19 protein-coding genes are annotated in these 20,796 nt (G+C 54.5%); 10 read left to right on the top strand and 9 right to left on the bottom strand.

Annotated features, from left to right (window positions below; translation table 11 throughout):
- Positions 1 to 169 precede the first annotated feature (169 nt).
- The gene (locus ACFE33_RS11675; RefSeq protein ID WP_380053555.1) at positions 170 to 670 is read left to right on the top strand and encodes an Lrp/AsnC family transcriptional regulator; all 501 of its coding nucleotides are present in this window, start codon (positions 170 to 172) and stop codon (positions 668 to 670) included.
- Here ACFE33_RS11675 and ACFE33_RS11670 read toward each other — a convergent pair.
- The 4 genes from ACFE33_RS11670 to lgt all read right to left on the bottom strand — a co-directional run bounded on the left by ACFE33_RS11670 (position 667) and on the right by lgt (position 4,308).
- A complete protein-coding gene (locus ACFE33_RS11670) occupies positions 667 to 1,413 on the bottom strand; it encodes a Hint domain-containing protein (protein ID WP_380053552.1) in 747 nt (248 codons plus the stop codon). The genes ACFE33_RS11675 and ACFE33_RS11670 overlap by 4 nt on opposite strands.
- A 156-nt stretch (positions 1,414 to 1,569) precedes the next feature.
- The gene (gene pgeF / locus ACFE33_RS11665; RefSeq protein ID WP_380053550.1) at positions 1,570 to 2,325 is read right to left on the bottom strand and encodes a peptidoglycan editing factor PgeF; all 756 of its coding nucleotides are present in this window, start codon (positions 2,323 to 2,325) and stop codon (positions 1,570 to 1,572) included.
- An 11-nt stretch (positions 2,326 to 2,336) separates the two neighbouring features.
- On the bottom strand, positions 2,337 to 3,401 hold the full coding sequence (locus tag ACFE33_RS11660) for a class I SAM-dependent methyltransferase (protein ID WP_380053548.1): 1,065 nt from the start codon (positions 3,399 to 3,401) through the stop codon (positions 2,337 to 2,339).
- Complete coding sequence (lgt, locus tag ACFE33_RS11655; RefSeq protein ID WP_380053545.1) at positions 3,394 to 4,308, bottom strand: prolipoprotein diacylglyceryl transferase; 915 nt, start codon at positions 4,306 to 4,308, stop codon at positions 3,394 to 3,396. The genes ACFE33_RS11660 and lgt overlap by 8 nt, the downstream gene beginning before the upstream one ends.
- Positions 4,309 to 4,430: 122 nt before the next feature.
- Between lgt and ACFE33_RS11650 the strand changes: the two genes are divergently transcribed.
- The 5 genes from ACFE33_RS11650 to ACFE33_RS11630 all read left to right on the top strand — a co-directional run bounded on the left by ACFE33_RS11650 (position 4,431) and on the right by ACFE33_RS11630 (position 7,680).
- A complete protein-coding gene (locus ACFE33_RS11650) occupies positions 4,431 to 4,721 on the top strand; it encodes an accessory factor UbiK family protein (RefSeq protein WP_380053543.1) in 291 nt (96 codons plus the stop codon).
- A gap of 303 nt (positions 4,722 to 5,024) precedes the next feature.
- Complete coding sequence (locus ACFE33_RS11645; RefSeq protein WP_380053540.1) at positions 5,025 to 5,528, top strand: YbjN domain-containing protein; 504 nt, start codon at positions 5,025 to 5,027, stop codon at positions 5,526 to 5,528.
- A 31-nt stretch (positions 5,529 to 5,559) separates the two neighbouring features.
- Positions 5,560 to 6,366 carry a pyrroline-5-carboxylate reductase gene (gene proC / locus ACFE33_RS11640; RefSeq protein WP_380053537.1) on the top strand — a complete coding sequence of 269 codons (807 nt, stop codon included), beginning with the start codon at positions 5,560 to 5,562 and terminating at the stop codon, positions 6,364 to 6,366.
- Positions 6,363 to 6,704: a tRNA-binding protein gene (locus tag ACFE33_RS11635; RefSeq protein WP_380053534.1), complete on the top strand. Its 342-nt coding sequence runs from the start codon at positions 6,363 to 6,365 to the stop codon at positions 6,702 to 6,704. Before proC ends, ACFE33_RS11635 begins: the two co-directional genes overlap by 4 nt.
- A 19-nt stretch (positions 6,705 to 6,723) precedes the next feature.
- The gene (locus ACFE33_RS11630) at positions 6,724 to 7,680 is read left to right on the top strand and encodes a 2-hydroxyacid dehydrogenase (protein WP_380053532.1); all 957 of its coding nucleotides are present in this window, start codon (positions 6,724 to 6,726) and stop codon (positions 7,678 to 7,680) included.
- Here the strand turns inward: ACFE33_RS11630 and ACFE33_RS11625 are convergent.
- The 4 genes from ACFE33_RS11625 to ACFE33_RS11610 all read right to left on the bottom strand — a co-directional run bounded on the left by ACFE33_RS11625 (position 7,677) and on the right by ACFE33_RS11610 (position 14,239).
- On the bottom strand, positions 7,677 to 8,288 hold the full coding sequence (locus ACFE33_RS11625) for a thymidine kinase (RefSeq protein ID WP_380053529.1): 612 nt from the start codon (positions 8,286 to 8,288) through the stop codon (positions 7,677 to 7,679). The genes ACFE33_RS11630 and ACFE33_RS11625 overlap by 4 nt on opposite strands.
- 32 nt (positions 8,289 to 8,320) lie before the next feature.
- Positions 8,321 to 9,442: a beta-ketoacyl-ACP synthase III gene (locus ACFE33_RS11620; protein WP_380053526.1), complete on the bottom strand. Its 1,122-nt coding sequence runs from the start codon at positions 9,440 to 9,442 to the stop codon at positions 8,321 to 8,323.
- A gap of 128 nt (positions 9,443 to 9,570) precedes the next feature.
- Positions 9,571 to 12,837 carry a carbamoyl-phosphate synthase large subunit gene (carB, locus tag ACFE33_RS11615; RefSeq protein ID WP_380053523.1) on the bottom strand — a complete coding sequence of 1,089 codons (3,267 nt, stop codon included), beginning with the start codon at positions 12,835 to 12,837 and terminating at the stop codon, positions 9,571 to 9,573.
- A 94-nt stretch (positions 12,838 to 12,931) separates the two neighbouring features.
- Positions 12,932 to 14,239: a glycosyltransferase 87 family protein gene (locus ACFE33_RS11610; protein WP_380053520.1), complete on the bottom strand. Its 1,308-nt coding sequence runs from the start codon at positions 14,237 to 14,239 to the stop codon at positions 12,932 to 12,934.
- Positions 14,240 to 14,460: 221 nt separating this feature from the next.
- On the opposite strand from ACFE33_RS11610, the gene aspS reads away from it, so the two are divergent.
- The 4 genes from aspS (at position 14,461) to ACFE33_RS11590 (ending at position 19,979) form a co-directional block, all read left to right on the top strand.
- Positions 14,461 to 16,236 carry an aspartate--tRNA ligase gene (gene aspS / locus ACFE33_RS11605; RefSeq protein WP_380053518.1) on the top strand — a complete coding sequence of 592 codons (1,776 nt, stop codon included), beginning with the start codon at positions 14,461 to 14,463 and terminating at the stop codon, positions 16,234 to 16,236.
- A 140-nt stretch (positions 16,237 to 16,376) separates the two neighbouring features.
- Positions 16,377 to 17,768 carry a DUF1800 family protein gene (locus tag ACFE33_RS11600; RefSeq protein WP_380053515.1) on the top strand — a complete coding sequence of 464 codons (1,392 nt, stop codon included), beginning with the start codon at positions 16,377 to 16,379 and terminating at the stop codon, positions 17,766 to 17,768.
- A gap of 3 nt (positions 17,769 to 17,771) precedes the next feature.
- A complete protein-coding gene (locus ACFE33_RS11595; protein ID WP_380053513.1) occupies positions 17,772 to 19,001 on the top strand; it encodes a DUF1501 domain-containing protein in 1,230 nt (409 codons plus the stop codon).
- Positions 19,002 to 19,265: 264 nt separating this feature from the next.
- Positions 19,266 to 19,979 carry a GNAT family N-acetyltransferase gene (locus ACFE33_RS11590; protein WP_380053510.1) on the top strand — a complete coding sequence of 238 codons (714 nt, stop codon included), beginning with the start codon at positions 19,266 to 19,268 and terminating at the stop codon, positions 19,977 to 19,979.
- On the opposite strand, the gene ACFE33_RS11585 is transcribed toward ACFE33_RS11590, so the two are convergent.
- The gene (locus ACFE33_RS11585) at positions 19,976 to 20,686 is read right to left on the bottom strand and encodes a response regulator (RefSeq protein ID WP_380053508.1); all 711 of its coding nucleotides are present in this window, start codon (positions 20,684 to 20,686) and stop codon (positions 19,976 to 19,978) included. The genes ACFE33_RS11590 and ACFE33_RS11585 overlap by 4 nt on opposite strands.
- Positions 20,687 to 20,796 lie beyond the last annotated feature (110 nt).

The raw sequence follows: 20,796 nt of genomic DNA, 5'->3' as shown, positions 1-20,796 counted from the left end.
AACCCTTGGAATCGGATTTGTTTTTCGCGTGTCTATGGGGCTCGGTTATTCCATTTGTTGCGCAGATGTGAAATTTTATTGCGTCAGTTGGGTTGGGCGCGTACAATCTCGAAATTCAGCCCGCTTTGATGTGCTGGCCGTAAGTGAACCAAGTGATTAAGGAAAATCTATGCCCACAGCAAAGCTCGACCCGATTGATCGCAAAATCCTTGCTGAGCTTCAGGCAGACGGACGAATGACCAACGTTGAACTGGCCAAACGTGTAGGTATTTCTGCGCCGCCGTGTTTGCGACGGGTCAGAACCCTTGAAGAAGCGGGCTACATCAAGGGGTATCACGCGGATGTTGATTCCCGCGCTCTGGGCTTTGAGGTGCTTGTCTTTGCGATGGTTGGCCTGCAATCTCAGGCCGAATCTGATCTCTCGGCGTTTGAGGCGCGGTGTCAGGGTTGGCCGCTTGTGCGCGAGTGCCATATGCTCAATGGTGAGGTCGATTTTATCCTAAAATGCGCGGCGCCTGACCTTTCGACTTTTCAGAATTTCCTGACCGGAGAGTTGTTGACGGCGGATAACGTGGAAAGCGTGAAAACATCCCTCGTCATCCGTGGCGAAAAGGACCAGCCTGGTGTGCCCTTCGAAGTCCTCGAAGCGCGACTGGCCCAGCAATCCTAAGCGACGGACCCCAGCGGCGATGTTTCATCCAGCCGTGGACGGCATAGTTTCCCGAAATCAGCGGCTGTTTCACAATGCGGAAACAGCGCCATAAACAGCGCGAACATCTCGCGGCTCATACTCATCTCTACAGATGGCCCGGGGTGATAGCTCTCGATCTCAAGGCCGTTGACCCGAAAGATCTGTTGGCTTTCAAACGCCAGATGGAACACCGGGGCAGGGGCAATGGGCGTTACCTCGAAAATCGTTTCACCATTCGTCTGGGCAGTGATCGGCATTAGACTAGGGCCGATGGAGTGGTGGTGAACCAGCATACGGGCCTTGGGTCCGAGCATTAGATCCGGCATTGGGCGCCCTAAACCAAAGCTATCCGCAGTGATCCGTGTGAGATGCCCCATATCAGTAGATTGCCCGCGCGGCCCCGCTATAGAGTCGGGTACGAGCGTTGTGCTTCCTTTCCACAGAAGGGTCTGGAATCCGTTGTCGAGGGTCTGTATTTCCATGCCCGGTAAGAGGTCTTCGATCGCGATTGGGCCGCATTTTGTCATGATTAGCGCGCCACGACAGATGGCGGCAAAGGCGTCCTCAAATATCGGCAGTGAGGGAGCAATTTGCGAAAATTCCTGAACGTCGCCCTTAGCGTTGAGGTGCTCAACGCGGTATTTTCGCATAAGCGGCATAACGTGTGATGGGCGCGCGGCTGAACTGTTTTGAGAGCTCGCAAGGCTATGGTGGGGGCGCATGTATCCCGTCCTTTCGGTGTGCTACATCCGCCATGGCCCCACCAATGCGGATATCTATTTGCTAAATAATGCGAAGATTCGCCGTATAATGTCAAAGGATTCGCGACTCTTGTTTCGCGTTTCGAAACAATCCGCCTTGCGGTGGCGATATTGTATTTAGAGTCTGATGCAGGAGATTAAACGTCCGTAGTCCGCTTCTTTGTTATGGACCGAACGACGGTACGAATAGAAGCGATCCGGATCAGAATAGGTGCAAAAGTTGGTGTACTCCGCATGGCCAATTCCAGCGGAGCGCAGCAGATGAAGCCCGTAGGAAGGCAGGTCAAATTGCATCCGATCACCTTCGCCCCCCGCAAAGAAGCGGCTAAGCGCGGGGTCTTGTGCCATAAAGTCTTCGAAGAACTCGGGCCCGACTTCATAGGCCGCTTGGGATATGCTGGGGCCAATTGCGGCTACAGTGTTTTCACGCGATGCGCCGAGTGTTTCCATTGCGTCCAGAGTTGCCTCAAGCACGCCGTCCATCGCGCCCTTCCATCCGGCATGTGCCGCGGCGACGACGCCTGCTTCGTGATCCGCGAACAATACTGGCTGACAGTCCGCCGTAAGAATCGCAAGAGCGAGGCCAGGGGTCGCCGTTACAATCGCGTCCGCGCGGGCGGGTGGATCGCTTGGGCCGTCACAAATATGCACATCCGCTGAATGTACCTGATGGACACCGCAGAGGTGCGTTGGCGCAACGTTCATGGCGGTTGCGACTCTTGCGCGATTGATCAGCACCGCTTCGCTTTGATCCGAAGAGCCAAGACCGCAGTTCAGCCCAGAAAATACGCCTGATGACGCTCCGCCTTTGCGCGTGAAGAAGCCGTGCCGCAAGGGCGTCAGGCAATCTGCGGTGAGGATTTCGAGTGTCATAGTCCGATGCTTTATTCTGTTCCAGGTGGGAGCGCGTGCCCCTGTGGGACGAGCGCGAGCACTTTGAAGAGGTTCCCCATTTCTTCGGGATGGGTCAAGCGCCGATGTGCAGCAATATGATTTGTAAGTGCGGTGCCGCTCAGGTGCTGCGCGAGTTTCTGCGCGCGTGGCGTAATGCCGAGCCTCTCAAGAAACACGCCTTGTGGAATCATCTGCGAAACGTTGCACTTTGACGCCGCTGAACTGAGAGCATTGAAATCAACATGCGCCGTTAAGTCGGCCTGGCCGGGCGAAAGTAGGGGAGATACTTTTTCGTGATTCTTTACCGCTTGCAGGGTGTCGCCAAGGCTCTCCCAATCGCCGTAATCAATCAGGATCGCCGCGCCGCCGTCTGACGCGATACGCTCAGCGATTTCTGACGCAATGGCCGAGGCCGCAGCACAGATTTCAACCATGTCGCCGGATTTTGTGTCCGCTATGCGCGATTGAAGGGCGGGAACCTTTTGCGGTTCGCTCAGTCCAAAACAAAGGCTGTCGTTCGCAATGCCAACGCGGCGTTCGCGCCATTGATCGTCCTTATCACGGATAAATTGCCGAATAGGGAGCGCATCAAAAAATTCGTTCGCAACAAGGAATAGAGGAAGCGCGGGCAGGGTGTTTAGGTAGTCGTGCCATTCCACTTCATAACCATCCAGCGCCTGCGACTGACGCGTGCGAAGAGGCTCGGACGCTTCGACAAGATGAATGCGCGCGGCAGCGTGAAAGTTCGGAACAGATTTGGTGGCGCGCAGGATATCCGCCATGAGCGTACCGCGACCAGGACCGAGTTCTGCGAGGATAAATGGACTGGGCGCCCCTTGTGAAAGCCACGTTTGCGCAATGCAAAGCCCGATCATTTCTCCGAACATCTGGCTGATTTCGGGGGCTGTGGTGAAGTCCCCGTCCTTACCCAATGGGTCACGTGTGGTGTAATATCCCATCGTCGGATGCAGAAGGCACTCTGACATATAATCCGCAACCGTCAGCGGGCCATCCAGCGCGATGCGAGCGGCGAGGTGCTCGGTTAGGTCAGGCATGCTTTGCCTCTCTCGCGCGTCTGGCCCAGAGGATGATCGCGACCCCAACGATGATCATTGGAAGCGAGAGTAGCTGCCCTCGGCTCAATCCCCACTCTCCGAGGGTTAGGGCATAGCCCATTGGATTTTCGGGGGTGATATACTGCGCATCCGCTTGGCGGAAAAACTCGACAATAAAACGCGCCGCGCCATAACCAGCAAAGAACAGACCCATTGTTTGTCCCGGTGTCTTGAGCCACTCACGTTTGAATACGAGAAAGAGCAGGAGAGCCCCAAGCAACAACCCCTCAAGCCCCGCTTCGTAAAGCTGACTGGGGTGACGGGCGCAGGAACCGTCCGCCAGAACGCCGATCGGCCCGAGGCAATACTGCGCGTCAGTTCCGGGGAAAATAAACGCCCATGGCACATCCGTTGGGTGGCCCCAGAGTTCCGCGTTAATAAAGTTGGCAATCCGCCCCAAGAATAGTCCCGCAGGAACAGACATAGCAACCACATCCCCCATGCTAAGGCGCGATATTCCGTTGCGCGTGGCAAAGAGCCATGCCGCGGCTACAACGCCGAGGAAGCCGCCGTGAAACGACATACCACCCTGCCAAACGGCAAGGATTTCAAGCGGGTGACTGAGGTAATAATCGCTCGCATAAAAGAGAACATATCCAAGCCGTCCGCCGAGAACCACGCCGAGAATCGCCCAAGTCAAGAAGTCCTCAACCCGCGCGGGTTCCATGATCGGAGTGTCGTTCGGCCAAAGGTTGGGGCGGCGAAGCGCCGCGACGACCAAGCGCCAAGCAATCAAGATTCCGACGATATACGCGAGCGCATACCAGCGGAGCGCAAAGCTGAAACCGCCAATGTCGATTGAGAAGACTTCGGATGAAATGTCGGGGAATGGGATGGCCGCTATCATGCGCCTATGTGCCTTGGATAAAACGGGCAAGTCAAGGTTGCGATTTGCGTGATTTGTGCCCATATAGTCATAAATAGTAAGTTAAACGCACCACGTTATTCACGATCTGATCGGAGCCAGCCATGCAGACCCGTAACAAATTTATGGACGATATTTCTCAGTTGATGAGCAATGCAGCAGGCGTGGCGCAGGGGGCCAAAGATGAGGCCGAAACTGCAATGAAGGGATTCGTTGATCGCTGGATGGCAGATCGCGATTTCGTAACCCGCGAAGAGTTCGACGCAGTCCGCGCCATGGCCCAAAAAGCCCGCGAGGAAAACGAGCTTCTCAAGGCGCGTCTGGATACGCTTGAGGCCGCAGCAAAGCCCGCCAAGAAAGCGCCAGCTAAGAAAACAACGCCGAAGAAAACATAGAATCGGTTAGAGAATCTGAAGGTTAAGGGCGCGTTTTTCGTGCCCTTTTTTGTACGCTGAGCAAGAGTTTGTGAGATTCCGCAAGATTTCGAGCGCATGCCGACCCAAGATATAGCGCATTTGCCTTTGTTCGCGGCGCTTATCCACAACTTATTGCGGAGTCGGGGGAAATTTCCCTTTACAGGTCACTGCTTATCCCACACCATATTTAGTGTAATCAAACGGTGATTGTGCAGCAGATAGTATTGTCACCTAAATTCTAGTGGATGCTTCATTTGAAACTAACCACACAGAGGCCGAGCAATGTCACTTACTGAACAGTTCTACGCAGACGAGGATGCGCACCCGATCGACATGGTGGAATCTCTCGCGGAACACCATGAGTGGGAGTTTGAACGTGTCGCGGACGACCAAATAGCAATGGCGGTCGAAGGTCAGTGGCGCACTTATTCTATAACGCTTTCGTGGTCCAATCAGGACGAAACACTTCGGGTGCTCTGTACATTTGAAATGGAGCCACCAGAGGACAAGCTCAGCAAGCTTTATGAAGCTCTGAATTTGGTGAACGACGGGTGCTGGAACGGCTCCTTTACCTATTGGCACGATCAGCGCCTGATGGTTTATCGCTATGGCTTGGTGCTGTCCGGCGGGCAGCAAGTTGCGCCCGCACAGATCAACACATTGGTGCAGGCCGCTGTCATGTCCTCCGAGCGTTATTATCCAGCTTTCCAACTGGTTAACTGGGGTGATCAATCGCCAGACCAAGCGATCCAGATAGCCATTGCAGAGGCATACGGACGCGCTTAGGTTTCTCCTCAGATAGAGGGGAGATTCCAACATGGAAGATATAAGGACGCGCGGCCTGGTTCTCTTGGGGTGCGGAAAAATGGGCTCTGCGATGCTGGCAGGGTGGCTTGCGCAGGGTTTGCCTGAGCAATCAATCTGGATCATTGATCCGAACCCGTCCGAATGGGTGAAATCCCTTGGTGTGCACGTCAACGAAGAGCTCCCAGCGAATCCCGCGATTGTACTTGTGGCTGTTAAGCCGCAAATGATGGGTAAGGCCCTACCCACACTGCAATCATTCGGAAATGGCGAAACTCTCTTTCTTTCGGTTGCCGCGGGAAGCTTGATCGCCAACTTCGAGGAAGTTTTGGGAAACAAATCGCCCATTATTCGCGCGATGCCGAACACTCCTGCGGCGGTAGGGCGCGGAATTACAGCGATTATCGGCAACGATCATGCCACCGAAGCACATATGCAATCCGCCGAGACACTCTTGTCTGCGGTGGGACAGGTACTTCGCCTAGAGGGTGAACATCAAATGGACGCTGTGACTGCTGTTTCCGGTTCTGGGCCCGCGTATGTGTTTCATCTGATCGAAGCATTGGCCGCAGCAGGCGAGGCCGAAGGGCTTGATGCCGAATTGGCGATGAAGCTGGCCAAGGCAACCGTTGGTGGCGCAGGGCATCTTGCCGAGCAAGCGGATGATACTCCGAGTCAGTTGCGCGTGAATGTCACGAGTCCCGCTGGAACGACCGCAGCGGCGCTAGAGGTTCTTATGAACGAAGACGACGGGTTCCCAGCGCTACTTAAGCGTGCGGTCAAAGCTGCGGCGGATCGGTCGCGCGAGCTTGCGTCATGAGTGAGCATATCGACTTCGAAGACTTCCTGAAGGTCGACATCCGCAAGGGCACTGTTGTGGATGCTGCGCCCTACCCAGAGGCGCGGCGTCCCGCGATCAAGCTTTGGGTGGATTTTGGCGGCGAGATCGGCGTCAAGAAATCGTCTGCCCAAATCACCAAGCATTATGATCCTGAAACATTGGTCGGGCAGGAGGTTCTTGCCGTTGTAAACTTCCCGCCGCGTCAGATCGGTAAATTCATGTCCGAGATATTGGTGCTCGGTCTTAGTGACGCAAACGGGGATATCGTTCTACTTCGGCCTGATGGTAAGGTTCCAGACGGCGCACGGATGCACTGACCCCGAACAAGAGGCTGATATGAAAACACTATTGATCACTCGAACGCTGCCTGATCGCGTTTTGGAAGCTGCGAAAGAGCGGTTTGACGTAACCTTGCGTAGTTCAGAAACGCCAATGGACGCCGCCGAGGCCGCAGTTGCCCTCAAGACATATGACACGATATTGCCAACGCTCGGGGATGCATTTACCGCAGAGTGTTTTGCCTCTGTGCCAGAGCCGCGTTGCAAGATTCTGGCGAATTTCGGTGTTGGGTACAATCATATCGATGTCGACGCGGCGAAGGCCGTGGGCATTCAGGTAAGCAATACTCCGGGAGCTGTTACCGATGCCACGGCGGATATTGCCATGACGTTGCTCCTTATGGCCGCCCGACGTGCGGGCGAGGGAGAGCGGCTGGTGCGCAGCGGTGAGTGGACGGGCTGGACGCCGACGCAGATGCTTGGCGCTCATGTGAGTGGCAAGACCGTCGCGATTTTGGGGATGGGGCGTATCGGCAAGGCGATTGCGCGGCGCTGTCACCACGGATTCGGGATGCAGGTGGTGTTCTTTAACCGCTCCAAGGTTGACGATGCGGGCGTGCCGGCGACGCAAATGCCAGAGATGAAAGATGCACTGTCGCAGGCTGATTTCGTAGTCGTCGCAGTACCCGGCGGGGCGGGGACACATCATCTGATTAACTCGGACGCCTTTGCTGCGATGAAAGATAGCGCGATCTTTGTGAATATCGCACGCGGGGATGTGGTGGACGAAGTAGCACTTATTCATGCGCTAGAGGTGGGCGAAATCGCGGCGGCTGGACTGGATGTCTATGAGAAAGAACCGCTGGTGCCGCTGGCGCTGCGAGAGTTGGAAAACGTGACGCTTCTTCCGCACCTTGGGACAGCAGCCCTAGAAGTGCGCGAGGCCATGGGGCTCATGGCGGTTGCCAATCTCATTGCATTTGAGGAGGGGGTCGCGCTGCCAAATCGGGTTTAGGCGACGGATTTCACTTTCTTGGAGGAAACGTCCTCGCCCATGGCCTGTCGCCAATGACGGCGACAGAGCGAGACATAAGTTTCGTTCCCGCCAATTTGGACCTGTGCGCCTTCTTTGAGGATTTCACCATCCTCGCCTTGGCGCACAACCATCGTAGCTTTCTTGCCGCAATGACATATCGTGCGGGCCTCGCGCATCTCGTCCGCTAGCGCCAAAAGCGCCGCAGAGCCGGGAAACAGCTCTCCCTGAAAATCGACGCGAAGGCCATAGCACATGATCGGCACGCCAAGGTCGTCAACGGCGCGCGCGAGCTGCCAAACTTGCTCTCTCTCGAGGAATTGCGCCTCGTCGATGAACACACATGCACATGGTCCAACAGCAAGTCGCGCAGCGATCTTGGCAAAGAGGTCCTCGCCATTTTCAAACGTTTCGGCACTTTCACCGATACCAATCCGCGAGGCAATGCGGCCTTCACCCGCACGTTTGTCGAACCGCGCAGTGAGCAGATAGGTCTCCATCCCGCGCTCGCGATAATTATGCGACGCCTGCAGCAGGATCGTGGATTTACCCGCGTTCATGGTGGAGTAATGAAAGTAGAGTTTGGCCATCTTGGAATACTATCGTGCAGGGGATTTCGGGGTTAAGCGCGCTCAACTATGACCGAACCAACGGAGTATCCCGCGCCGAACGAGCAGATAATGCCGATATCGCCCGCTTCGAGATCATCGGAATTCTGGCTAAAGGCAATGATCGACCCCGCCGAAGAGGTGTTGGCGTAGTCTTGGAGAATATTCGGTTGCTCTCCGTCAATAGGGGCGCGGCCCAGCACCTTCTTACCAATGAAATCGTTCATCGCTTTGTTCGCCTGATGGAGCCACAGACGTTTGAGGTCCTGCGATTCTAGTCCCTCATCTTCTAGATGGTTCGCCATATGAGCGGACACCATTGGAAGCACTTCCTTGAACACTTTGCGCCCGTTCTGCATGAACTGCATGTCGCGACGATCCTTCACACCATCGGGGCGCGAACGGCGCAAATAGCCATTATTGTTCCGAATATTGTTGGAAAACTGGGTGGCGCAGCGGGTCGAGCGAATCTTGAAATAGGGGCTTTGCGCATTTTCTTCGCGCTCAACAAGTGTGGCGGTTGCCACATCGCCAAAAATGAAGTGACAGTCCCGATCGCGCCACTCCAGATGGCCAGAGCATATCTCAGGGTTCACCACCAAGATTGCCTTGGCGGAGCCAGAGCGGATCATATCCGCGGCGGCCTGAATACCAAAGGTGGCCGAGGAACAGGCGACATTCATGTCGAAACCAAAACCCTGAATGCCAAGCAAATCCTGTATCTCGACGGCAATCGCGGGATAGGCGCGCTCCATGTTAGAAGCTGCACAGATTACGGCGTCGACGTCCGCCGCAGTTTTGCCCGCCTGCGCAAGCGCTTTGTTACAGGCATCGACGGCCATTTCGGCCATGATCGCAGGCTCCTCATCGCTGCGCTGGCGCAGCTGGGGATACATAATGTCAGGGTTCAAAATGCCTGACTTGTCCATCACATAGCGGTTCTGAATACCCGAAGCCTTTTCGATAAACTCAGAGCTTGAATGGCTCTTTGCCTTGATCGTTCCTGCCTCGATTTCTTGTGCGTGTTCGGCATTGAACTTGTCGGCATAGGCGTTGAACGCAACAACGAGTTCGTCGTTTGTGATGACGTTTTCGGGCGTGAAAACACCTGTTCCAGTGATGGCAGCAGTGTACATAATGACCCTCTTTTGGGGATAGTTTGTCGGCAAGGCCGCGGAGCGTCAAGTAGAGCCTTAGGTCCAAATCCGCCTTACACAGGATCGAAGCATCGGCGCGCCCGCTGTTGGGGGCGCGCCGAGCCGTTTTAGGATTGCAAGCTTTTCACTTCGATTTCGCCCTCTGTACGAGACTTCATCGCAAAGGAAACAGCGTGTGCCGCAGCCGCAGTTGTGAAATACGGGATCTTCTCATAGAGAGCGACAGAGCGGATTTCACGAGAGTCTTCAACTGCTTGCGAACCTTCGGTTGTGTTCATAACCATTGCAATCTCGCCGTCTTTGAGGCGGTCAACGATGTTGGGTCGGCCTTCGTAGACCTTGTTTACCAATTCAAATGCAACGTTATTTTGGGCCAGCCATTCGCCTGTGCCGCGCGTTGCGTGAATTTCAAAACCCATTTCCACGAGTACGCGGCTTGCTTCGAGCATTTTCTCGGTTTTGTCGTCATCCTTGATCGACAAGAACACGCGCCCTTCGGTCGGCAGGTCAACACCTGCTCCAAGTTGCGCTTTGAGGAATGCGCGGTGGAAGCTTGCGTCCGACCCCATGACCTCACCCGTTGAGCGCATCTCTGGCCCAAGGATCGTATCAACACCGGGGAAACGTGCGAACGGTAGAACGGCTTCTTTGACCGCATAAGTATCAATAGCTGGGTCGATCAGATCAAAGTTAGCAAGTTTCTCACCGGCCATCACACGCGCAGCGATTGCGGCGATAGGGCTGTTCACGGCCTTGGCGACGAAGGGAACAGTACGCGATGCGCGCGGGTTCACTTCGATGAGGTAGATCTCGCCGTCTTTTTCGGCGAACTGGATGTTCATCAGGCCGACAACATTCAGGTCAAGCGCAAGCGCGCGGGCCTGTACATGAAGCGCCGCAATTGTTTCCTTAGAAAGCGAGTAGGGCGGTAGCGAACAAGCGCTGTCTCCGGAGTGAACACCTGCTTCTTCGATGTGCTGCATGATGCCTGCAATATGAACATCAGTGCCGTCTGAAATGGCATCAACGTCGATCTCGACCGCACCAGAAAGGTAGCTATCAAGAAGCACAGGGCTGTCGCCCGAAACGATCACCGCCTCAGAGATATAGCGCTCAAGCTGGTCCATATCGCGCACGATTTCCATCGCACGGCCTCCGAGCACATAAGAAGGCCGGATCACCAGAGGGAAGCCAATTTCAGCAGCAATCTTGATCGCCTCGGCATCAGTCTTGGCGATACCGTTTTTTGGCTGAAGTAGGTTCAGACGCTTCACAAGTGCTTGGAAGCGCTCACGGTCCTCTGCGAGGTCAATCGCGTCTGGGGAAGTGCCGAGGATCGGAATGCCCTCTGCTTCAAGTGCATTGGCAAGTTTCAGCGGTGTCTGGCCGCCAAACTGTACGATCACACCGTGAAGTGTACCATTCTCCAGTTCGACACGCAGGATTTCCATAACGTGCTCGAACGTCAGCGGCTCAAAATACAGACGATCCGAGGTGTCATAATCTGTGGAGACCGTTTCTGGGTTACAGTTGATCATGATCGTTTCGTAACCCTGACTGGTCAGAGCATAACACGCGTGACAGCAGCAGTAATCAAACTCAATCCCTTGACCAATACGGTTCGGACCACCACCGAGAATGACGACTTTCTTCTTGTCGCTCGGGCGTGCCTCACATTCAACGTCGCCCATCGCAGGAGCTTCATAAGTAGAGTACATATAGGGTGTTTGCGCTTCAAACTCAGCGGCACAAGTGTCGATCCGTTTGAAGGATGCGCGAACGCCGAGGTTGATCCGCGCGCGGCGGATGTTGGCTTCGTCGCGGCCTGTTAGCTTGGCAAGACGCGCATCGGTAAAGCCCATCATCTTGAGGCCACGCAGCTCGCGCTCTGTCATTGGCAAGCCACCGGAGCGAACGGCATTCTCGGCTTCAACGATCTCGCGGATACGGGCCAGGAACCATGGGTCGAAGCTGGTGACATCGTGGATTTCATCGTCGGTCAATCCATGGCGCATTGCTTGTGCGATGGTACGCATCCGGTCGGGAGTTTGCTGCCCGATTGCCTTGATGACGGCGGATTTCTCGGGGGCACCCTCAATCTCGACTTCGTCAAATCCGGTGAGGCCGTTTTCCATACTCGCGAGGGCTTTTTGCAGGCTCTCGTGAATGGTGCGGCCCACGGCCATAACCTCACCAACCGATTTCATCGCGGTGGTCAGATGTGGCTTGGAACCCGGGAATTTTTCAAACGCAAAGCGCGGGATTTTGGTGACGACGTAATCGATTGTCGGCTCAAAGCTCGCGGGGGTGACGCCTGTGATGTCGTTGTCCAACTCATCAAGCGTAAAGCCAACGGCCAGTTTCGCCGCGATCTTTGCAATCGGGAAACCCGTTGCTTTGGAGGCGAGCGCAGACGAGCGCGAAACCCGCGGGTTCATTTCAATGACAACCATACGACCATCGTCGGGGTTTACGGCCCACTGAACGTTTGATCCGCCTGTCTCGACTCCGATCTCACGCAGGACGTTGATCGAGTGCGTCCGCATCAGTTGATATTCTTTGTCCGTCAGGGTCAGCGCGGGGGCGACCGTGATGGAATCACCTGTGTGCACACCCATCGGGTCGACGTTCTCAATTGAACAAACGATGATTGCGTTGTCGGCAGTGTCGCGGACAACTTCCATCTCGTACTCTTTCCAACCCAAAAGCGACTCATCCACAAGGATTTGGTTCACTGGGCTGGCGTCCATACCAGTGCGGCAGTAATGCTCGTAATCTTCGCGGTTATAAGCAACGCCGCCGCCAGTACCGCCCAACGTAAAGGCAGGGCGAATAATCGCAGGAAGGCCAACATCGGCAAGCGCGTCCAGCGCGATGCGCACGCCTTCATTCAGGTCGGCCTTGCCATTAGGAAGGGTGGGGGCTGTTACGATTGTTGCCTTGGGGTTTTCGATCCCCAGACGATCCATCGCCTCGCGGAACAACTTGCGGTCCTCAGCCATTTCAATGGCTTCGCGCTTGGCGCCGATCATCTCGACATTGTACTTCTCGAGAACGCCCATTTCCTCAAGCGCAAGAGATGTGTTCAGACCCGTCTGTCCACCCATGGTCGGCAAGAGTGCGTCTGGGCGTTCTTTCTCGATGATCTTGGCGACAACCTCGGGCGTGATTGGTTCGATATAAGTGGCGTCCGCGAGCGTCGGATCAGTCATGATCGTGGCTGGGTTGGAGTTCACAAGAATGACGCGATAACCTTCCTCGCGCAGCGCCTTACAGGCTTGCGCACCCGAATAGTCAAACTCGCAGGCTTGCCCAATAACAATGGGCCCCGCTCCAATAATCATGATCGATTGGATATCGGTTCTTTTAGGCATGGCAACGACCCCAGACAGCAGATGTAAGCAAATTGTCGTGGGTTATAGACATGGCGCAGCAAGGTGCAACCCCTCGCGAACGGATTCATGAGAATTAAGGTGCGTTTCTAGGATGTCGAAGAAGAACGTATCCCCAGACTGTAGCATATAGCGCCATAGAAAATGTGCCCATTAGCTGAAGAATATTAAAATCAGTTGGTATCATGCGGTAATAGGGCAAAACACCTAGCGTATTCGACGCAACATAAATCAAGAGTATGTATGTTGCGACTTTAACGTTTAAGCGCTCCAACAGCATTGGTGCGAACGCCAGTGCCGGTAAATAATGATAGACCCAGGTCAGCGGCGAAACGAGCGCTAGTAGGGTGATCGCAAATGGCCAGACCGCTATATCTCGCGAACGTCTTCGCATGAGAATGCTCATAGCCAATATTGTTCCGAAGAAAAGTACTCGATCAAGTAGTACCCAGACTTCAGATTTTGGTATGACCTTCCAGCCCGCATCACTACTTATGTTTACTCTCAAGGCCCCCGCTTCATTTGTTTCGAATAGGGTCGCGGGGATTAGTTTCAGCGAATCTTGGAACATTAGATTGGCTATAGTGGCATCGATTGAGTAGCTGATCGGTGTTAGGAGGGCACCTGAACTGATGGCCGCAATCTGTTGGAGAAATTGCGCATGCATTGGCCAGCCAGCCAATGCTATTGATAACAGCCCCAGTCCCCCACCAACTCCAATGAACGCAATGAGACTATTTCGATCTCCGCGTGCAAAGAGGAAGATCGCAAAAATTACTGGGTAGAGTTTGATTGCTGCCGCAATTCCGAGTGCAGCGCCCGCCATACGGGAGCCGCCATTTACGCTACGCTCGATCGCGCATACGATGAGAAAACTCACTAAAATTTGGGGCTGATTCTGAAAAAGTGCAATCATTCCGCATGTAGTTCCTAGAATGACTACCAAGCCTACAAGTGTGAATATCGGTGCCGAGATGTGCTTGTCTCCCGCGCGCCATGCCATGTAGATCGTTAGCCCTATTAGAGCAGGATTCAAAACGTTTGTTATGGACAGAAGTTGAGAGTATGAAATCAGTGTCGTGACTTTAGCTGCAAGCGCTGCCCAAATTGGCGGGTAAATGTACGGGAAAATTTGCCCCTCGTGCTCGCGCTCAAATAGGTGAGATACCCATTCGCTAGGAGCCGTCATAGTGAAGTGTGTCGTGTCAGTGGGATAAATTTGTTTGTATTGACCGCTCGCGTAAAACTCACCTGCTGTCCAGAGCGCTTTCAGATCTGGTGAACTCGTGTCGCCGATCATAAATATGGAAAGAACGACTGCTAGACTAATAAACAGAAGTACAAGAAGATGGTCGCGAAGCGGCGCGGATTGACTATTGGGCATGCTAACTCTTGGATGTATTCTACTGAATATTTTAGTTTGTATTCGCGAGGCCAATATCGCAATCGGTCGGCCGCGCCCAACAAATTCGTCACCCTGTCGCCGTTTCACCCGCCCTGTTGCGATCTTGCGCAGCGTTTTTTTGCCCTATCCCTTGACTTTCACGCTCTATCGGGATGTATCGCACGGACAGTTATAATTCCCGTGTTTCAAAGGATAACGCCATGCACGCCTATCGCAGCCACACTTGCGCCGAATTGACCAGCGCCAATGTAGGAGACAACGTTCGTCTCTCGGGTTGGGTGCATCGGGTGCGTGATCATGGTGGCTTGCTGTTTATCGACCTGCGCGACCACTATGGCGTGACGCAGGTGATGGCTGATCCGGACAGCCCCGTGTTTGCGGAGTTGGAAAAGGTGCGCTCTGAGTGGTGTATCCGTATCGACGGTAACGTCATGGCGCGCGACGAGAGCCTTGTGAACAAAGCGATCCCAACAGGTGAGATCGAAGTTTTCATTCGTGACCTTGAGATTCTCGGCAAAGCCGACGAGCTTCCGTTGATGGTCTTTGGTGATCAGGAATATCCAGAGGAAACACGCCTCAAGTACCGCTACCTCGATCTGCGCCGCGAGAAATTGCAGAACAACATGAAGTTGCGTTCGGATGTTGTGGCATCCATGCGTCGCCGCATGTGGGATGGTGGCTTCCGCGAGTATCAAACCCCGATCATCACGGCCTCCAGCCCCGAAGGCGCGCGCGACTTCCTCGTTCCTTCGCGTCAGCATCCCGGCAAGTTCTATGCGCTTCCGCAGGCTCCGCAGCAGTTCAAACAGCTGATCATGGTGTCGGGATACGACAAATACTTCCAGATCGCGCCGTGTTTCCGCGATGAGGATCCGCGCGCGGATCGCTCGCCTACCGATTTCTATCAGCTCGACATGGAGATGTCCTTCGTAACACAGCAGGACGTGTTCGACACAATCCAGCCTGTAATCACCGGTATCTTTGAAGAGTTCGGCGGCGGCAAGAAGGTCGATCAGACGTGGGAGCAAATCTCCTATCGTGATGCTGCGCTTTGGTATGGTTCGGACAAGCCTGACCTGCGTAACCCGATCAAGATGCAGGTTGTTTCCGATCACTTCCGTGGTTCGGGCTTTGCGATCTTTGCGAAGCTGCTTGAGAATGAAGGCACCGAAGTGCGCGCAATTCCAGCACCGAAAGGTGGCTCGCGCAAATTCTGTGACCGGATGAATAAGTTCGCGCAGGGCGAAGGCCTTCCAGGTATGGGGTATATCTTCTGGCGCGATCAGGGCGAAGGCATGGAAGCTGCTGGCCCGTTGGCGAAAAACATCGGTCCAGAGCGCACAGAGGCAATCCGCCAGCAACTCGGATTGGGCGTTGGCGATGCTGCGTTCTTCCTTGCTGGTAAGCCTAAGGCGTTTGAAGCGGTCGCGGGACGTGCGCGCAACGTGATCGGCGAAGAGCTTGGCCTGACAGACAAAGAGCGCTTTGCCTTTGCGTGGATCGTCGACTTCCCGATCTACGAAGCTGACGAAGAAACTGGCAAGATTGACTTCGAGCACAACCCGTTCTCGATGCCGCAAGGTGGAATGGAAGCCCTCGAAGGGAACCCGCTTGATGTGCTGGGGTATCAGTATGACCTTGCATGTAACGGCTATGAGCTAGTGTCGGGCGCGATTCGGAACCACCGACCAGAGATCATGTATAAAGCTTTCGAGATCGCAGGATACGGCGCCGACGAAGTGAACAAGCGCTTTGGCGGTATGGTGAATGCGTTCAAATACGGCGCGCCTCCCCACGGTGGTTGTGCCGCAGGTATCGACCGTATCGTTATGCTCTTGGCAGAAGAAGCGAACATCCGCGAAGTCATCATGTTCCCGATGAACCAACGCGCAGAGGATCTGATGATGAATGCGCCGAGCGAGCCAATGAGCGATCAACTCATGGAGCTGGGCCTTCGGGTAATCCCACAGGACTAAACAGAAAACACCGGCCCAAGTGGTCGGTGTTTTTGTATCGGCAGGTTTCAGCTTAGAAAAATTTCAAAGGGGTATTTTCCGCGAGTATCGCACTTACTTATTTAATAGAGTGAGTGCGGTACGAAACGAGGATACGCTATATGGCCTTTGATTCAGAGTTGGCAGCCACCCGATTTGGCGCGGGTTTATCGCCGCGCCTTGCGCCGCCTGCTTCGCAAACTGATCTGCTCGCAGAACTCTTGCGCCCTGACGATATGGCAGCGGATTTTCCGATTCCGACCTTCTCGAGTTTGCGAAAAAGATCGCTGCGAATGAAGGAAGTAAGCAAACAAGTACGGCAAGCCAAAGACCCCAAGGTCGAGAAAGAAACCCGCAAAAAGCTTCAGCGTTTGGTGAATACGACGCGCAACGAAAGCGTTCAGGACTTCAATGCAAGCCTTGCTCGGTACGCCAATGCGCAATTCGGATTTCGTGAACGCCTTGTGCGTTTCTGGGCGGATCATTTTACTGTGGTCGGAGGAGGCCGCTATTATGGTACCCTCGTCACACCATACGTCGAAGAAGCCATTCGCCCAAATATCACCGGAAATTTTGCGGACCTTCTCATCGCCGCCTCGTTGCATCCTGCAATGTTGCAGTACCTCGATCAAAACGCTTCTGTCGGTCCGAACAGCTCGTTCGCGAAACGCAAGAAAGGCGGATTGAACGAGAACTTAGCGCGTGAGATTCTTGAGCTTCATACGCTTGGTGTGAATGCAGGTTATTCGCAAATCGATGTGCGAGAATTTGCAGAGTTGCTGGCAGGCATTCGTTACACATTCGAGGATGGGACCAAGTTCTTTCCACAACGTGCGGAGCCGGGCGAAGAGAAGGTTCTTGATAACGTATATAGCGGCCCGCGTGCGCGGCTGCGATCGATTCACGCGGCACTTACCGATATTGCGGCACACCCCGCAACCGCCGCGCATATCGCTCAAAAACTCGCTGTGCACTTCGTTTCGGATACTCCAGACCCGGAACTCGTAGAGGCGATCAGTCAGGCTTACCTTGAGAACGACGGCTCTCTTATTGCTTGTTATACCGCGATGGTCGCTCACCCTTCGGCATGGGATTACCAGCCAGCCAAAGTGAAGCAACCGTTTGATTTTGTTGCGTCTTCATTGCGTGCGCTCGACATCCCTGCGCACCAAGTTATGGGATTGAACCGTAAGAAATCCGAGTTGCTGTTTCAGACACCCCTTACGTTAATGGGGCAACCATGGGAGCGCCCGCTCGGTCCGGACGGCTGGCCAGAAAACGCAGAAGCATGGGTGAATCCGCAAGGGCTCGCAGCGCGTATCCAGTGGGCGATGAATGTTCCCCAAGTCCTTGTGAAAGCCGCGGGCGGCACACCACCCGATCCGATCGCGTTTGCCCAAACTGCGCTGGGGGAGCGGCTAAACTCAAAGGTTCGGTTTGCTGTGACTGGTGCAGAAACAAAATGGGACGGCATAGGGCTCGCTCTTGCTGCGCCAGAATTTCAGAAGAGGTAGAGCATGACCAATAGTACCTTATCCCGCCGTGATTTGCTTATTCGGGCTTCGGCGCTGGGATGTTCCGCGGCGGCGAGTCCGCTTCTGACGCCCATTTCACTTGCCGCAACCCCGTCGGACCAGAGGCTCGTGGTTATCATCTTGCGCGGTGGTATGGATGGTTTGGATGTGGTGCAGCCTGTTGGCGACAAAGGGTTTGGCAAACTTCGTCCAACTCTGTCAAAGGCCTCGAAGAACGCTAAGCCGCTTACTGGTATGTTTGCGCTTCACCCCGCCCTTGCGCCGTTGATGCCACTGTGGAAGTCCGAGCAACTCGCCTTTGCGCACGCCGTGTCGACGCCGTATCGGGATAAACGCAGCCATTTCGCGGGCCAAGATATTCTCGAAGCAGGAACCGCAGGCGTGGATAACGGCGGTGTCCGTGGCGGGTGGCTTAACCGATTGCTGCAAACCATTCCAGATGCGGATTATCAAACGGCGTATTCCGTCGGTCGCGAAGAGATGCTTGTTTTGAAAGGTAAGGCTGATGTGTCGAGTTGGGCACCGGATGCCCGCATGGATATCTCTGATCCGACGAAGCTCTTGTTGGGCCTCACGTATCAGGACGATCCGCTGTTCATGTCCAGCTTGGACGATGCTTTTGACCTGACGACGAGCTTAGAGGGCTACGCGGAAATGCCCTCCGATTTGTCCCCAACAGAGGCGATGCAATTCGCACAGACCCAAGCCAAAAAGATGAGCGGTTATAAGAATATCGCAGCTTTCACCGCCGCTCGATTGAGAGAAGAAACACGGATCGCTTCCTTCTCGATCACGGGTTGGGATACTCATCGGAACCAAGCAGGTTCACTCAAGCGCGCGCTCGGGAACCTCTCGGATGTAATCCTGAAACTTCAGCAGGATTTGGGGCCCGTGTGGGACAAGACAACGATAATCGCGATGACCGAATTCGGGCGTACTGCTCGTGAAAACGGAACCCAAGGAACCGATCACGGAACGGGCGGGCTTTCGGTGATGGCCGGTGGCGCATTGCGTGGAGGCAAAGTGTATGGCGACTGGCCGGGACTTAAGGACGCTGACTTGTATCAGGGCCGAGATTTGATGCCGACGCAGGATGTGCGTGCTTATGCAGCGATGGCAATGCGCGGGTTGTTTGGCACTTCTGTGTCTACGTTAGAGCAACAGGTGTTCCCTGGGCTGGACCTAAAGGGAGCAGCGGGCATAATCAGCTAGGCGACTGGAGGGTCGAGACTGTTTCAATCATCAAGTCCGCATTTCTTTTGTCAGTATGGGTCGCCACGGTCATTGCGATGGCGAACACAAGGCTTGCAAGGCCCGTAAAAAATACACTCCAATCAATGGCGTCATTGACTTTTTTTCTGTCAAATTGTGTACGTTGAACAAAGCTCATGTTGGTCCCACTGGCAGCTACTGTGCAATATATGGCGGCCGACTTGGGCAGGATTGGGGCAAAAGAAAGCAAATGCTGGGGACAGGATGACAAGAGAGAAGAAATTCGGGGAAAGTGTTGAGAACTGGCAGGTTCCAGCATTTCCGGATCAGACTTTGATGAAGGGCGCATACGTGGCATTGGAGCGGCTGAATGCTGCGCGACATGCCGACGAAATACACCGAGCGAACGCGGTGGATCACGCGATCTGGGATTATCTGCCTTATGGGCCATTCGAGAGCGCGGGCGCGTATCAGGCATGGGTTGATAACGTTGCGAGCGGAACAGACCCGTATTTTTATGCGATCCGCAATCTCGAAACTGGCCTGTTCTGCGGAGTTTTGAGTTACCTTAGGATTGCACCAGAAAGTGGTAGCATTGAGGTCGGTCACGTCAATTTTGCGCCTGAGCTTCAACGAACGCGCGCTGCGACGGAGGCCTTTTACCTTATGATGAAATGGGCCTTTGAGGCCGGTTATCGGCGTTTCGAATGGAAGTGCGATGATAATAATGCGGGGTCGAGAAGGGCGGCGGAGCGCCTTGGGCTTAGCTATGAAGGTGTCTTTCGGCAGGCCACTGTCGTTAAGGGGCGAAACCGTGATACTGCTTGGTTTGCAGCGATTGATAAGGAATGGCCGGCGCTGAATACTGCGTTTTCCACATGGCTTTCGCCGCAAAATTTCGACGAAGATGGTAAGCAAAAGCAAAGCCTACGGGACCTTACGGCACCAATACGAGTTTCGTCTGATCCGACGCTCTAGATAGCGCGCTGTGCCTGTCTCCGCTTGCGCAAGAGCGTTGAGATTTGAATGATGTCGTTGTTCCTTGGCTGCCCGTCATTGCGTGTGAGCGCTTCGGCGGCCTTGGCAAGAGAGGGGTCTTGCGCGGATTGTGCAAGGCCCGCAAGAAAATTCGCCAAATATTCTAGCGTGTCCTTATCCGCAGAATGGGAGAGCGTGTTTTCGATCTGCGCGAAGTCATCGTGAAGAGCAAGCTCATCGGGCATTATCTCTTCTGCGCTGACAGGGCGAGGGCCGCGGGGAAGGTGATCGCTCGGTAGATGTGCGAGTATAAAACTTTGAAAGAACGCCAGATTGCTCACAGGCTTGGGCAGAAATCCGACAGCTCCTGCCTTCTGTGCGTCTTGAGCGGCCTCCTTATCGCCCGATGTCGCAAGTAGGATAGGCTTGGGGTCCGTTACGCTACTTAGTTCTGCCAGAAGCTCTTTACCCGATCCGTCCGGAAGGCCCATGTCTACGATCACAACGTTCGGACTATAGACCTGAAGATGCTTGCGAGCGGACCGAAGACAATCCGCGCGACGAATCCGTGCACCGGACCGAAGGCACAGGAGGCGCATCGCTTCGCTTGCATATCTGCTGTCTTCGACAACCAGAATTGTCAGCCCGAGAAGGGGGCGAGCAGGGGTTGGCAGCGGGCAGGTGATCAATTTCTCAAAATCGTTCATTTCCTTTTCCAATCAATACAACTTGTGCGGGACGAGCTTGGCAGATTCGTATTAAGACCACAGAAAGGATAACGTTGGGTTAATCGGAGGTGCGTTTCTGTCGCACTTGC

Origin of the sequence: Falsihalocynthiibacter sp. SS001 (assembly GCF_042445055.1) — a bacterium.
Taxonomy (GTDB): domain Bacteria; phylum Pseudomonadota; class Alphaproteobacteria; order Rhodobacterales; family Rhodobacteraceae; genus Falsihalocynthiibacter.
This window is presented reverse-complemented; position numbering and strand designations above follow the sequence as displayed.